The organism is Indolivaga capnocytophagoides, assembly GCF_036511535.1.
Lineage (GTDB): Bacteria > Bacteroidota > Bacteroidia > Bacteroidales > Dysgonomonadaceae > Dysgonomonas_A > Dysgonomonas_A capnocytophagoides.
Genome location: NZ_AP028867.1, coordinates 3,127,254 through 3,141,405 on the forward strand (window position 1 = coordinate 3,127,254; position 14,152 = coordinate 3,141,405).

Sequence of the window (14,152 nt, forward strand, 5' to 3'; positions counted from 1 at the left end):
GTTTATTATAAAATTTTCATTAATCGATATATTCATCTAAATAATAACTTATATATATGGATTGTAACAGTTCTCGTTTATGCTTTTAACTATATAGTATTTCAATCTCGTGATCAATGGAAAACTATAATAAAAGAATTTGACAACCTAAGTAGGAAAAAGAGGATTATCTATGATATAGCTGTATATATATTTATAGCATTTGTTTTTGCAAATCTAATATTCTCTTTTTATCTAATGAGTCAAATCGATTGGAGTTTATATCGGTAAATCTAATATTTTGAATCGCCTACTTAAGATGTGGAAAGCAACCTCCATCTACTCGGATATACTCCGTGGCCTAATCAAAAAAAGGATTTGCAATCAGTCTTCTAGCATATCATTATATTTTTATCTATACCAAAAGTGTTCTTTAAATTTCACAATAATATCTCAACTTGGAAAAGTATACGACTGAAAAGATGTAGTTTTCGAGTAACTTTTGTTACCTTTTGTGTTTATTCAGCAAAATAGATATTATTGTTTTGTTCCCATTAAACATTAATTATTAACTCAAAATACAACATGAAAAACTTATTCTTTACATTAATTATTATAACAGGATGTTTCTTTATCACTTTCTGTTCTCGCACACACACAAAATCAAATGACATTGCCGAAGGATGGGATATGGTTCCTCATATAATGAAAAACATATCACCTCCTCAATTCCCCGACACGGTATTCAATATTCTTGATTACGGCGCTAAGTCCGATACAACCTTCAATAGTTTACCGTCCATTATGACCGCTATAAATACGTGTAATACGAATGGAGGAGGAAAGGTTCTGATCCCTAAGGGGTCTTATTTAGTGAAGGGCTCAATCATGCTGAAAAGTAATGTTAACCTACATCTCGAGGAAGGTGCAAGATTAGAATTTTCGACCAACCCTAAAGATTATCTACCGATGGTACTTACTAAATGGGAAGGAACCGAATGTTATAACTACAGCCCGTTCATATACAGCTATCAGTCAGTAAACGTAGCACTAACAGGTAAAGGAGAAATCGATGGCAATGGATCTGTTGAATTCAACAGCTGGCGGCAAAAACAAGATCCGGCAACAGATAGACTGCGCCAAATGGGCAACGACTCTATTCCGGTCTATGAACGTGTCTTCGGGGAAGGTTGGTATCTTCGTCCCGGGATGATTCAATTTTTCGGTTGCAAGAATGTATTAGTTGAAGATCTAAAAATATACGACTCTCCATTTTGGATTATCCATCCTGTATATTGTGATAACGTAATCGTGCGAAATGTATATATCGACAGTAATAATCTTAACAATGATGGATGTGACCCCGAATCATCATCAAATGTACTGATCGAGAATGTCGATTTTAATGTAGGAGATGATGGAATAGCCATCAAATCGGGAAGAGACCAGGAAGGTTGGCAAATAGGATGCGCAACCGAAAATGTGATCATCAGAAATTGCCATTTTGCACGTTGGGCTATAACTATCGGGAGTGAGATGTCGGGAGGAGTACGCAATATATTTATCGAAGACTGTAAAATAGACAGCTGTAGAAATGCCATATATTTTAAGTCGAATCTCGATAGAGGAGGCTTCTTCGAAAATCTGTACATGAGAAATATCGAAGCTGACATTTGCTCGTGGGGAGTAGTTAACTTCCGTACCGATTATCATGGATACAGAGGGGGCAACTACCCCACTCAATTCAGGAATATTACAGTCGAAAACATTGTGTGCAACAGAGTAGATAGTGTCGCTATTATGGCAAACGGGGTTCCCGAAGCTAAATTACACGACATAACATTACGGAATATAAAGGTAAAGAATGCCCCGAAAGCAACTCAAATGAAAAACGTGGTTAATCTAAAACTTGAGAATGTCGAAGTCAATGGAAAATTAATAAGCAAAAATGATGAATAAGAAGATTATCTTAAGGTCTCAGACCTTTTTATTGACTTAGCAAGCATAACAGCAAGAGTAAGTTATCACATTAGAATACTACATTAAATACTTTCTGTTGCTTATTTATTTGTTTTTCTTATTATTTCAGAGAATAGATATTCGGAGCTTTTCTGTAATTTTACTTCAAAAAGTATTCCATGAATTCAAAGCTGAAAGGAACTCTATATGCCGTTATTTCTGCGGTAAGCTATGGAACAAATCCACTAGGAGCACTATCCTTATACAAAGAAGGGGTAAATGCCAATTCCGTTCTGTTTTACAGATTTTCCTTAGCTGCGATCATTCTCGGAGGACTAATGCTTGTTCAAAAAAAGTCTTTCAGGATAACTCCGAAGGAATTACTTATTATCAGCAGCTTAGGGATACTTTTTGGAATATCATCGCTAAGCCTGTTCACTAGTTTTCATTATATGGATGCAGGAATAGCTTCTACTATATTATTTGTATATCCTGTAATGGTTGCAGTAATAATGGCTGTGGTCTTTAAAGAGAAAGTATCACTCACTACCGCTTTATCGATTCTTTTTGCTCTAGCCGGAATTTCTTTCCTTTACAAGAATGAGGGAGGCAGTACATTAAGCTCTATCGGTGTACTGTTAGTCATGACATCTTCCCTTAGCTATGCCGTCTATATTATAATTGTAAACAAATCGTCATTAACCATGTCATCGGTGAAACTCACATTTTATGTGCTTCTTTTCTGTATGCTGACAATTACTATACACTCCCTCAGCTCAGAGGCCAACCATTTACAGATGCTGACCACACCATCCATGTGGATGTGGGCAGGAATGCTGGCTTTAGTTCCTACTATAATATCCTTAATAACGATGGTTAAGGCTGTACATGCTATTGGTTCTACCCCGACAGCTATTATGGGAGCACTAGAGCCACTGACAGCTGTTGTTATAGGTGTTTCCGTTTTTGGAGAACTCTTCTCTATGCGGATGGCAGTGGGTATACTGATGATTTTATTTGCTGTGATTCTTATAATTGCGGGAAAGTCTTTACACCCTCAGTTTTTACTGGCAACGGTCAATAATGCCAGACATACATTACAGAAGTATTTTAGATGGAAGTAATACATTTTAAAATTCAGTAATTCTACTTTAAAGATATAATGAACCTGCTTCAGTTTTAAAGCAGGTTCATTATATCCTTCCATCCTGAAATCCTTTGGTAAGTTTCATCATGAACATACACATTATGCGGCTGTGAGAACAATATTCTCTTGCCGTCAAATAAAGAAAGGTTTTTGGGGTGATCATCGATCATTACATCTCCTTTTATATTACATTTACTTCCACAGAAAATCATTTGCTTCCATGAGATAAATGAAAAATGCTCTGCCAGCCAATAACGTTTATCTGTTAAACTATTCGGAAACTCTGTAGCCGAAGACACAATCAACACTTCATATTTGTCGTTCAGATACTTCAAGCCTTCGACACTGTCAGGTAAAAGAGGCACAGTCCTGAAAAATCCAACACTATTTACGAGTTTTTGAAATGAAGGGAATACAAAATCCTCCAAACGACCTCGCAAATCTTCCTGAGTAAAGGTTTTACCTGATTCTTTGTATTCAAGATTTATAAAATGTGTATATACATCTGCTAATACACCATCCATGTCCACTAAGATTTGATGTCTCATTTTTTTATTTATTAACTATTAATATTGCTTTATCCGAATTAATTTCCCCTATGGGTTATTTTTTGCTTATGCTGAATTCTTTCCAGTTTTGAGGTTTTTATTCAAACATTAGATAACACAATACAAAAAACCGCAAAACCCATAAAAAAGGAGCAAAAAAGCATTCTATTTACATTAAAACTATGTATAATTGCAGAATTATGCAACATTAAAAGCGGTATTATGCTGAAAGAAGAAAGACATGAATATATTCTAAACTGTATCAGTAGAAACAACAGGATATACGTTACAGCCCTTAGTGCAGAATTAGAAGTATCGGATGATACTTTGAGACGAGACCTCACTGAATTAGAACAAAAAGGACTATTAACCAAAGTACATGGTGGTGCAATTCCCAAATCGGGTATTTCGATAGAATTTACAGATCGGCTGAATACAGCTATTGCCAGCAAACAGCAAATGGCGGCAAAAGTAATACCTCTTTTCAAAGAAGGGGATGTGATATTAATAGACGGAGGAACATCTAATCTGGAAATAGCCCGTCAACTACCCAAAAATTTCAAATTAACTATTTATACAAATAGCTTTCCTATAGTAAACGTTCTTTTTAACCACCCTAATCTTGATGTGATATTTTTGGGAGGTAAAGTATTCCCCTCATCTCAGGTTACTGTCGGAATATCAGTATTTCAGGCTTTACAAACCGTACATCCAGACTGGTCGGTCATTGGCATTAGCGATATACATCCGGAAAAAGGATTAACATCTCCCGATCGGGAGGAAGGCATGATAAAACGCTTCATGATAGAAAGAGGGAAAAAAAGGATAGTATTGGCAGATAGTTATAAGCTCAATACCGCAAGGGCATATCATGTCGCATCCTTAGGGGATATTGACTATCTTGTCACAGAAGATGATAAAGTGAATTATATAAAACAACATTGGCATGATTGTCCATGTGAAATTATCTGATAACCGGAAATTCTTCCTCAACGATGGTTTAATATCCTCAAAACCATCTCCCGACGCTGCCTTGAGATAACAATACTAGTTCCGTCTTTCATTTGAATATATCCGCCATCAGTTTTCACAAAGCTCTTCACTTCATCCAGATTTATAAGGTGCGACTGGTGTACCCTCAGAAAATGATATGCAGTCAGCAGCTCATCATACTCTTTCAGCGTCTTTGAAATTAATAGTTTATCTCCATTTTTCAGATAAAAATTTGTGTAGTTTCCATCAGCTTGACAACGAACGATATCAGCCACTTCTACAAACTCTATCTTATCTGACAAAGGCAGAGCGATAACCTTATTAAGAGAATCACGGTGTTGGTTTTCAAGCAGATTAACCATACGGAGATTAGTCATCCTATTCTGTATTGATTTTGCGGCTTTATCCACTGCCCGGAGGAGTTCGATTGTATCGATAGGCTTTACAATATAATCCAACGCAGAAAACTTAATAGCCTTAACCGCATAATTCGTAAATGCTGTCACAAAAATGACTTCAAAATTCAAGTCAGATAAACTTTCCATCATCGAAAAACCATCACCTCCGGGCATTTCAATGTCGAGAAAAACCAAATCGGGTTTCAGCTCTAAGATCTTTTGTCTCCCTTCCAAAGCTGAAGAGCAAAGGGCTACAACCTCCAAATCAGGACAATAATCTTTGAGTTTACTATAGAGGTTCTCTCTGTTGTGCTGTTCATCTTCAACAATTACACCTCTTATCTTATATTTTATATCTTCCATATTATCAGATTCTTTATCCATCAAACAGGAATACTAAGAATAACCCTGCATCCTTTTGTTATTCCATCCTGCTCTACATTTTCTATTTGTATGCCTATATTCAAGTGCAAGTCTTTATTCAATAAAGCTAGCCGCTCTCGGGTAGATTTCAAACCGAAACCTTTCGTTTTACTCTCTATATCCGGCATAAATCCACTACCGGTATCAGTTACCTGAGCATATAAAATTTGATCTTTCAGACTGAAATCAATTATAACATTTCCTCCTCCATAAGGAACAATCCCATGTTTTATCGCATTTTCAACAATAGGCTGAATAAGCATTCCCGGAATTTCCTCTATCTCAGTTTCTATATTTTCATCGACCACAATAGAATAAGTAAAAGGAACACGCAATTGCTCTAAGTGCAAATATAAACTAATGAGAGCTATCTCATCCGACAAAGGAATCAGCCTTGTCTCTGAAGAATTCAACACAATACGAAGAAGTTTTGCAAAATTAACGAGATATTCATCTGCTTCCTTCCTTTTATCCTGAGCTATAAGATTTTGGATAGAACCTAAAGCATTAAATGTAAAATGAGGATTCATCTGTGCCCTGATAGCCTTGAGTTCGAGTTCAAGTAACTGCCTCCTCACCCTCTCCTGCCTTTTCACGAAGAAACGCACAAGAAAGAATGTAACAAGAACAGCCGCTAATATAATCAAAACAAAGGGTAAGACCCTGCTTAAAGCAGAGTCTTTTGTTTTTAAGGTATCCATATCATCCTGTATCAACCGAATCAGAAAGTGAGGAGAATCTATATATTTGCTGTTTTGCCATCGATCTACAATAGTACCATCATTCCTCATCACGATATAAGCATCTGGATTAGACGCTACCTTATATCGATAATCTCTAATGACTTTATCGGGCACAAAATGCAAGAACTGATGAATCTTATTATTTTTCTCAAAAAGAGATTTTTGGGATTCTCCGGTAACAATATAAACTTTTACTTTCTTCTCCAATTTGGCTTTTTTAATCTCGTCTTCGAAATTGCTTAGTCTTTTTTCGAAAAACCGATCATCCGGATTGTTACCTAAATTGTCGCTTACAAAGAGAACTATATATTCATCTGACTTATTTCCAATCGAAAGGTATTTCTCGACATCCAGATCCAAGCCTTTCAAATTGGCTCCCGGCTCAACTTTCAATAATTTCTCATGCAAATTGACAACCGGAGTCCGAAACTCAGGAATACTACATCTTTCAATAAAATATTTATACTCCCTTTCGCTTTCATTCAACTGAAAATAAATCATTTGATCTTTCAAGGCTTCGCTTGTCAAATAAAACCTCGGATATCCCCAAAAGATAGCATCGGCAAAATAAAATTTCATAATATTCCCTTGTAAATACCTTATACCGGTGAGTATACTATTATTTGCCTGCCGTGCTTTAAAGTCAAAAAATGTCTGAATAAGATCCCCGTAATTATAGGGCTGGTACAAATAATCGGTAAAAGGATAGAGATTCGTAAAATGCTTATCACCCCAAGGTATATTGCTCTCGTCATGATACCTCTGTCCCCAATCTCTCATTACATTCTCATTATAGATTATCATCTTCTGAGCCGCATACCAATAGTCGAATGAAAGCTTGGCTGATTTTACCCAATACTCATTCATCGAAGATTCATATTTGCTGAACTCTGTATTGAAAACCGACTCAGCTTGTGCAAAAAAGTCGCCTGACCTCTTCTCCCCCTTATATAATAGCGGCACTATTGCATTCGTAAATATACTATTTATAGACCCTTTACCTGAGATCTTATATTCGCTATTAATGGAAGCTACATTAAGAGAATCTCCGGGAGTAAGATCAAGTATAACGTTTTCAAAATAAACCCGCTTAGGTTCGGATAAAAATAAATCAAACTGATAAGTATTTCCATCTTTATGAACCGGCTTTATTTTAATGTCTCCGTTAGAAATAAAAACCCGATCTTCTTCAATATCTACAGGAACAGTCAGTTTTATCTGAGTATTCGGATTTAAATCGAATGAAGCCGAACTTAACTGAATAAATGCAGGACTTTCTGAATTTTTTTTAACATCGGGACTCAAATCAATCAGCCAAGGCATGGACAGTCCTTCTTTAAGGTTCTTCGTCCATCGATTAAAATAAGATTGCAGAGCAGATTTTACTATAAAATCAAAATTCAGAGTATAATCTAATATCGTTCCATCAAAATGAACCATACTTAACCCCTTTGGTATCTCGAAGATCTGTGCATACCACATTTTAGCTGACCTCCCACTTTTCGGGTCGTCAGTCTGTTTCGGAAAATTAACGCTCACCTCTCCGGTATTATTAGCTAGCGATGCTGTAACCAAGTTATTCTCAAAAAGAAAGAAACGCGACTTTCCATCAAAATAATCGCCGTAATAACTGAAGTCTAAATAATTATTTACTCCTACACCTTCTCTCTTTAATAAATCCGGATAATTCAGATTCGGATAGCATATATACCAGTTAAAAGGTCTTACAGCCATGCGTACTGAATCTTTATCTACAGATAAAACAATAAATTCGACATCTATTTTCTGTACATTATCATAACTCCAGACCGACGAAGGCTCTGACTTTCCGACAGGAACAGTAATTTTCAAGCTAAACGAATCTCCCGCTTTTAAATCCTTGACCGAAGTAACACTCTTGCTCCAAATCTCAACAGATAAGACTGAGAATAGCATGATCGCAATTAACAATATTCTTTTCATAGCAAACAAATTTAATTAACAGATTTCATTTCGTATCATAAAATTATATATCTGTCAATTCTTAAAATCAGAAGTTTATCAAACAGTCTCACCGACTTATTATACTACCTATCTTATCTATTATTCAAAAGTACATACCAATAAAAGCAAATAAGACCGGAAGAAAAACTTCCGGCCTCATTTATCAAATACTTAGGCAAACCGTAAATAAATCAATCTTTAAGTATTACTTTATTGCTGCAATACGACTGATATATTTTCCGATAATATCGAATTCTAAATTAATAACCGAGCCTACTTTAAACTGATGAAAGTTTGTATGCTCGTATGTAAATGGAATAATAGCTACCTGAAAAGAATTATCTGTAGGATTACATACAGTAAGGCTTACACCATTTACCGTAACTGATCCTTTATCTACTGTAAGATATCCTTTTTTTGCCATCTCTTTATCGTAATCATACTCAAAAGTAAAATACCAACTGCCATCCGCTTCATCAATAGCGATGCAACGGGCGGTCTGGTCAACATGTCCTTGAACGATATGCCCGTCAAGGCGTCCGTTCATTAACATACTGCGCTCCACATTTACCTTATCTCCGCGATTTAACAATCCGAGATTCGATCTTTCCAACGTTTCCTTTACAGCTGTCACAGTATAAGAATCTTCGGCAAGATCTACAACCGTAAGACACACCCCATTATGGGCGATGCTTTGATCTATTTTCAGCTCTTTCACAAAAGAACAACCGAGAGTCAGATGTATATTTTCATTTTCCTTCCGGATATTTTTTATAATAGCTGCATCTTCAACAATTCCTGAAAACATATCCTTATATTTTTTTGATTATTCAATCTATGTTTACAATTAACTACAATCATATCAACAATATAGCCAATACAAAAAGGACTCAATCCTTAAAGGGATACAAAGATACAAAATAAAAACCAGAGAAAAGAGCAAAAAAAATTATCTGAAATTTAGCGTTTGATTATTAGACTAATAGTGTATCTTTGCAAACTGAAACGTATATTTAAAGATCTGTAAGGTTTTGATGACCGAATTTGTTAAACTCAGTATAAAAAACTGACATACTTACATATTAACAAAAAGAAATAAAACCACATAAACAAAGAGCAACAAACGTAAAATTAACTAAATAAATGAAGAAAGTAAGTCTTATTTTATTTCTTATAGCACTAATCGTATCAGGGATAAATGCTCAACCAAACCGTAAATATCGAGATTGCGGTATTTTATTCGAAGTTAGTAATAACCCAAACTGGGGATACGGCGAACCCGTAATAACATACGTACAGCCTTTCTCTTCTGCATACAATGCGGGATTGAAACGTGGCGACATCATAATGGAAGTCAACGGCTCTGCAACCTATCTAAGAAACAGCCAAACAATAGCAGGATGGCTTACCGGAGGCAGCGAAAGGGATATGACTTTAACTATTAGAAATATCAATACCTATTTTAAAGAATACAAAGTAGAGGCAGAGACCAGAGTTATGAATTCCATCAGTGAATTTGATCTGGCATCTATGTATTCTTTTTATAGCATAGAAAGCACCAGCGACAGATCATTTACCTTACCTCTGAAAGTGAATCCGAATCAAAATGTTGACTTTTCGGATTATCACACATTCGATTTCATCAATGAGGGTACATCTGTTCCCGAAATAGACCATTACATAAACAAAATAATTGAAGAAGCTCTTATTGATAGAGGTTTAACAAGAAGCAGCAATGATCCTGACATTATTGTACAATCGTACTACAGTTATCAGCCGAATGTTAAATACAGTTCTGCAGGTAGAATTCAAAATCAAAAGACATGGAGATTCGATCCTGAAACCCGTCAGATGATTCAGGTTCCGATACTTTCGGGCGATGATGTGAATGCAGAAACAAAAGGACAATATGTACTTGAATTAGGAATCAGATTTTTCGACAAAAAGTATATCAGTAAAGATAAAATGACTCAGATTTGGGATTGCAAAGCAACCGAATACCTTACTTCCGATTATGATTTATCTGAATATACCCGTATACATGCACCTCTCATGATGATGCAATATCCTTACACCACCGCCAAAACATCAGCGAAATATCTTGTCAACTACAAAGGTTTTAATTACACAGGTATGAATTTTGATAACAAAGACCTCAAAACCCTTGCTAGCGTAGACGAAAACTCTCCTGCCTACAAAGCCGGACTAAGAGCCGGTGATGTTGTTGAAAAGATCAACAATGTAAACTTTAAATATACAAAAGCAGAACAGGAGAACGGTTATAAGCGATTCATCATTGAATCAATGAAATACCGAAATCCTAAAACTCGCTTTATCGATGCCAACGGATTCCCTGACTGTATGATATGGAGTATCAACAAATATGCAGAAGTTTCGGATCTTTTCAAAAAAGAGCCTATATATACGCCATGTTTTAGCTATCTTTACGCATTCCAAAAATTCGTCCCATCCAACTCCGCCAAATCGGTGAAGGTTGAGGTGAAAAGCGGAAACAATACAAAAGATGTTCAGATCATACCCGAGTTACAGACTTCGGTAGACATAAAGGCGCTCTGATAATTTTAAAAACATTATAAATATTATTAGAGGATAGCCAGTATCGGTTATCCTCTAATTTTGAGGTAAAATATGATTACAGTATCTAATTTAGGAATTCAGTTTGGAAAGAGAGTGTTATTTCAAGATGTGAATTTGAAATTTACACCGGGCAATTGTTATGGTATAATCGGCGCGAATGGAGCCGGAAAATCTACTTTCTTAAAAATATTAAGTGGAGAAAAAGATGCAACACAAGGTTCTTTTTCAATGCTCCCAAACGAGCGTATGTCTGTTCTGTCGCAGGATCACTTTGCGTATGACGATCAGACTGTATTGAATACAGTGCTACAAGGACATACAATATTGTGGGATATAATGACCGAAAAAGACACATTATATGCTAAAGCAGACTTTACGGACGAAGACGGAATCAGAGCTTCTGAATTAGAAGAAAAGTTCGCTGAACTCGAAGGATGGAATGCTGAAAACGATGCAGCGGCATTATTAAGCGGGTTAGGGATAAAAGACGAACTTCATCAACAAATGATGCGGGACATGAGCGGTCAGCAAAAAGTGCGTATCCTTTTGGCTCGCGCCCTCTTCGGAAACCCCGACAACCTGTTGCTCGATGAGCCTACCAATGACTTGGACATTGATACAGTTATGTGGCTGGAACAATACCTTGCCAATTTCGAAAATACTGTATTAGTCGTATCACACGACCGTCACTTCCTCGATTCTGTATGTACACATACTGTAGATATCGATTTCGGAAAAGTAAACCTTTACCCCGGAAACTATAGCTTCTGGTACGAATCGAGCCAGCTGGCACTTCGTCAACAAGCTCAACAAAACAAAAAAGCCGAAGAAAAGAAAAAAGAACTCGAAGAATTTATCCGCCGTTTCAGTGCCAACGTAGCTAAGTCTAAACAGACCACAAGCCGTAAAAAGATGTTGGAAAAGCTAAACATTGAGGAGATAAAACCTTCGTCTCGAAAATATCCGGGAATCATTTTCACTCCTGATCGTGAACCTGGAAACAAGATTCTGGAAGTAAAAAACCTGAAGGCATCTGTCGAAGGCACAGTCTTATTCGATAATGTAAACCTGAATATCGAAAAAGAAGACCATGTCGTTTTCCTTTCAAAAGATCCCAGAGCGATGACCGCTTTCTTCGAAATCATCAATGGATACCAGAATCCAGACAATGGATCATTCGAATGGGGACAGACTATCACTGAGGCTTACCTTCCTCTTGACAATTCGGAATATTTCAAAATAGACCAGAATTTAGTTGAGTGGTTATCTCAGTTCTCTGATGACACTAGTGAAATATACATCAAAGGATTTTTAGGGAGAATGTTATTCTCCGGAGAAGAAGTACTTAAAAGTGCCAAAGTATTATCAGGAGGAGAAAAAATGCGCTGTATGCTTGCACGTATGATGATGAAGAGTGCCAACTGCCTGGTATTAGATTCTCCTACAAATCACCTCGACCTGGAATCTATTCAGGCATTCAATAATACTCTGAAGCAATTCAAAGGCATTATTTTGATGTCGTCTCATGACCACGAATTCATCCAGACAACTTGTAACCGTATAATAGAACTGACTCCAAACGGGATCATTGATAAATATATGGATTATGATGACTATATCGTATCACCGGAAATTAAAGCTTTAAGAGAAAAGATGTATTAAGAGGTCTCAAAACCCCTATTCATTAACTCGCATTCGGATCATAGTCGAATGTTATTTTAAGCAATAGATAAAAATTAGCGGCAGTCTTTCTTATAAAGACTGCCGCTTTTCGCATCCCTGCGATCCATTAAATATAATAATAAAAACTAGTCGCTGAGTAATTTCACGGCATCCACATATTGGGCAATCCCCATTGCCACACGCTTTGCATCTCTCATAGCCAAAACAACGGTTTGAGGAGTATGCACCACATCACCTCCCGCAAAAACTCCTTTTCGTGTAGTCATCCCATACGGATGGTCTTTTGTAATCACATATCCTGCTTCATTTATTTCGATACCAAGAGAGGTCGACACGATGCGGTTTGCAGGCTTAGACCCGATAGCAATCAAAACACGATTGACTGGAATTGTAATTTCTCCCGACGAATCCATTGCCTTCAAAGCTTTCAAGGTATTATTGTCTCCAAGAAATTCTCTGGTTTCGGTCTGCCATCTGAATTTCACACCTTCTTCCAATGCCTCATTATATTCTGTTTGCAGAGCAGGCATGTTTTCCATCGTATCATTTGAAACAATCGTTACTTCTTTGGCTCCCATCCGTATTGCTGTACGGGCGGTATCCATCGCAACATTACCGGCCCCAATCACAATTACATTTTCACCCTCGATCAAGGGCACGGCTGCCCGCCCTATCTCTTCACTATTGAACAAACTAACCATTCGCAGAAAATAAGAAGCCTGCAATACTCTATATAACTTTATTCCTTTTATATCTAAAGTCTTGGGGACGGAAGTACCAGATCCGATAAACACAGCATCAAATTCGTGAGACAACATACCATCAACTGTAATTTTTTCGCCGACAACGCAATCATTAATAAATGTCACACCCAATGCTTCGATCTTTTGCACCTCTCGCCTAACTATTTCATGAGGCAGTCGATATTCGGGAATACCGTACATCAATACTCCTCCTGACTCTTTCTGCCCTTCGAAAACCACAACATTAAAACCTTCCCGGGCAAGATCTCCAGCAACAGTCAATCCGGCAGGCCCCGAACCAATAACGGCCACCTTTCCCCTAGTTTTGGGTTTTAGCTTACGCTTTATCAACTCCATCTCACTATCGAAGTCCGCAATAAAACGCTCCAACTTACCCACTCTTACGGGATTATTCTTTTTGTTAAGAATACAATGCCCCTCGCACTGCTTCTCATGAGGACATACTCTGCCGCAAATCGCAGGAAGATTACTCTTTTCATTGATAATCTGCATTGCACCTCCAATATTACCCATTGATAATTCGTGAATAAATCCGGGAATATCATGTTCTATCGGGCAACCCTGAATACAGAGCGGAGTTTTACAATTAAGGCATCTTTTTGCTTCCTTAATTGCTTCTTTCATTGTATAGCTTACATTTATCTCAGCAAAGCTACCACTACGCTTGTCTTCTGTACGAAGTTCCATAAATCAAATATTGATAATCAAACTTTTCAAATATAGTTATTTTATGAAAAATATACATAGCAAAATAAGAATGATTACTTTTTCATACAACTGATACAATATAGTTATAGCACATGTCTAAAATTCCATTTTAGACAATACTTTTTAATCCAAAGAAATAACTACCTTTGCGACTGAAGTTTCGAGAAATCGGAACATTTTTGTTGTGCAAAAAAAATATATCATCAAATAAGTTCTTTTAAGGTCT

General features: G+C 36.7%; 10 protein-coding genes. 5 read left to right on the forward strand and 5 right to left on the reverse strand.

The genetic code is table 11. The annotated features are described in order from the left end of the window. Positions 1 to 669 precede the first annotated feature (669 nt). Together AABJ51_RS12605 and AABJ51_RS12610 are read left to right on the forward strand one after the other, a co-directional pair. Positions 670 to 1,938, forward strand: a complete 1,269-nt coding sequence (locus AABJ51_RS12605; protein ID WP_338375997.1) for a glycoside hydrolase family 28 protein — start codon at positions 670 to 672, stop codon at positions 1,936 to 1,938. Positions 1,939 to 2,117: 179 nt separating this feature from the next. Continuing rightward, positions 2,118 to 3,062: a DMT family transporter gene (locus tag AABJ51_RS12610; protein ID WP_338372806.1), complete on the forward strand. Its 945-nt coding sequence runs from the start codon at positions 2,118 to 2,120 to the stop codon at positions 3,060 to 3,062. A 55-nt stretch (positions 3,063 to 3,117) separates the two neighbouring features. On the opposite strand, the gene AABJ51_RS12615 is transcribed toward AABJ51_RS12610, so the two are convergent. Further along, a complete protein-coding gene (locus tag AABJ51_RS12615; RefSeq protein WP_338372807.1) occupies positions 3,118 to 3,633 on the reverse strand; it encodes a 5' nucleotidase, NT5C type in 516 nt (171 codons plus the stop codon). Positions 3,634 to 3,855: 222 nt separating this feature from the next. Here AABJ51_RS12615 and AABJ51_RS12620 point away from each other — a divergent pair, with 222 nt between their 5' ends. Beyond that, the gene (locus AABJ51_RS12620; RefSeq protein WP_321577284.1) at positions 3,856 to 4,605 is read left to right on the forward strand and encodes a DeoR/GlpR family DNA-binding transcription regulator; all 750 of its coding nucleotides are present in this window, start codon (positions 3,856 to 3,858) and stop codon (positions 4,603 to 4,605) included. A 17-nt stretch (positions 4,606 to 4,622) separates the two neighbouring features. Here AABJ51_RS12620 and AABJ51_RS12625 read toward each other — a convergent pair whose 3' ends face one another. The 3 genes from AABJ51_RS12625 to AABJ51_RS12635 form a co-directional block, all read right to left on the reverse strand. Continuing rightward, on the reverse strand, positions 4,623 to 5,408 hold the full coding sequence (locus tag AABJ51_RS12625) for a LytR/AlgR family response regulator transcription factor (protein ID WP_338372808.1): 786 nt from the start codon (positions 5,406 to 5,408) through the stop codon (positions 4,623 to 4,625). Then, positions 5,408 to 8,152: a sensor histidine kinase gene (locus AABJ51_RS12630; RefSeq protein WP_338372809.1), complete on the reverse strand. Its 2,745-nt coding sequence runs from the start codon at positions 8,150 to 8,152 to the stop codon at positions 5,408 to 5,410. Before AABJ51_RS12630 ends, AABJ51_RS12625 begins: the two co-directional genes overlap by 1 nt. 226 nt (positions 8,153 to 8,378) lie before the next feature. Further along, positions 8,379 to 8,981, reverse strand: coding sequence for a riboflavin synthase (locus AABJ51_RS12635; protein ID WP_338372810.1), 603 nt, complete (start codon positions 8,979 to 8,981; stop codon positions 8,379 to 8,381). A 335-nt stretch (positions 8,982 to 9,316) separates the two neighbouring features. Here AABJ51_RS12635 and AABJ51_RS12640 point away from each other — a divergent pair, with 335 nt between their 5' ends. After that, entirely contained in the window at positions 9,317 to 10,750 is a 1,434-nt protein-coding gene (locus AABJ51_RS12640; protein WP_026625976.1) for a PDZ domain-containing protein, read from the forward strand. A gap of 72 nt (positions 10,751 to 10,822) precedes the next feature. Further along, on the forward strand, positions 10,823 to 12,433 hold the full coding sequence (locus AABJ51_RS12645; protein ID WP_026625975.1) for an ABC-F family ATP-binding cassette domain-containing protein: 1,611 nt from the start codon (positions 10,823 to 10,825) through the stop codon (positions 12,431 to 12,433). 146 nt (positions 12,434 to 12,579) lie between these two features. On the opposite strand, the gene AABJ51_RS12650 is transcribed toward AABJ51_RS12645, so the two are convergent. After that, positions 12,580 to 13,905 (reverse strand): NAD(P)-dependent oxidoreductase, encoded by a 1,326-nt coding sequence (locus AABJ51_RS12650; protein ID WP_338372811.1) that lies wholly within the window; start codon positions 13,903 to 13,905, stop codon positions 12,580 to 12,582. Positions 13,906 to 14,152 lie beyond the last annotated feature (247 nt).

What these genes read in the sequence shown, in the direction of transcription:
- AABJ51_RS12605 (WP_338375997.1), top strand. Translation starts at nt 670, where the DNA reads ATGGTTCCTCATATAATGAAAAACATATCACCTCCTCAATTCCCCGAC.
- AABJ51_RS12610 (WP_338372806.1), top strand. Translation starts at nt 2,118, where the DNA reads ATGAATTCAAAGCTGAAAGGAACTCTATATGCCGTTATTTCTGCGGTA.
- AABJ51_RS12615 (WP_338372807.1), bottom strand. Translation starts at nt 3,633, where the DNA reads ATGAGACATCAAATCTTAGTGGACATGGATGGTGTATTAGCAGATGTA.
- AABJ51_RS12620 (WP_321577284.1), top strand. Translation starts at nt 3,856, where the DNA reads ATGCTGAAAGAAGAAAGACATGAATATATTCTAAACTGTATCAGTAGA.
- AABJ51_RS12625 (WP_338372808.1), bottom strand. Translation starts at nt 5,408, where the DNA reads ATGGATAAAGAATCTGATAATATGGAAGATATAAAATATAAGATAAGA.
- AABJ51_RS12630 (WP_338372809.1), bottom strand. Translation starts at nt 8,152, where the DNA reads ATGAAAAGAATATTGTTAATTGCGATCATGCTATTCTCAGTCTTATCT.
- AABJ51_RS12635 (WP_338372810.1), bottom strand. Translation starts at nt 8,981, where the DNA reads ATGTTTTCAGGAATTGTTGAAGATGCAGCTATTATAAAAAATATCCGG.
- AABJ51_RS12640 (WP_026625976.1), top strand. Translation starts at nt 9,317, where the DNA reads ATGAAGAAAGTAAGTCTTATTTTATTTCTTATAGCACTAATCGTATCA.
- AABJ51_RS12645 (WP_026625975.1), top strand. Translation starts at nt 10,823, where the DNA reads ATGATTACAGTATCTAATTTAGGAATTCAGTTTGGAAAGAGAGTGTTA.
- AABJ51_RS12650 (WP_338372811.1), bottom strand. Translation starts at nt 13,905, where the DNA reads ATGGAACTTCGTACAGAAGACAAGCGTAGTGGTAGCTTTGCTGAGATA.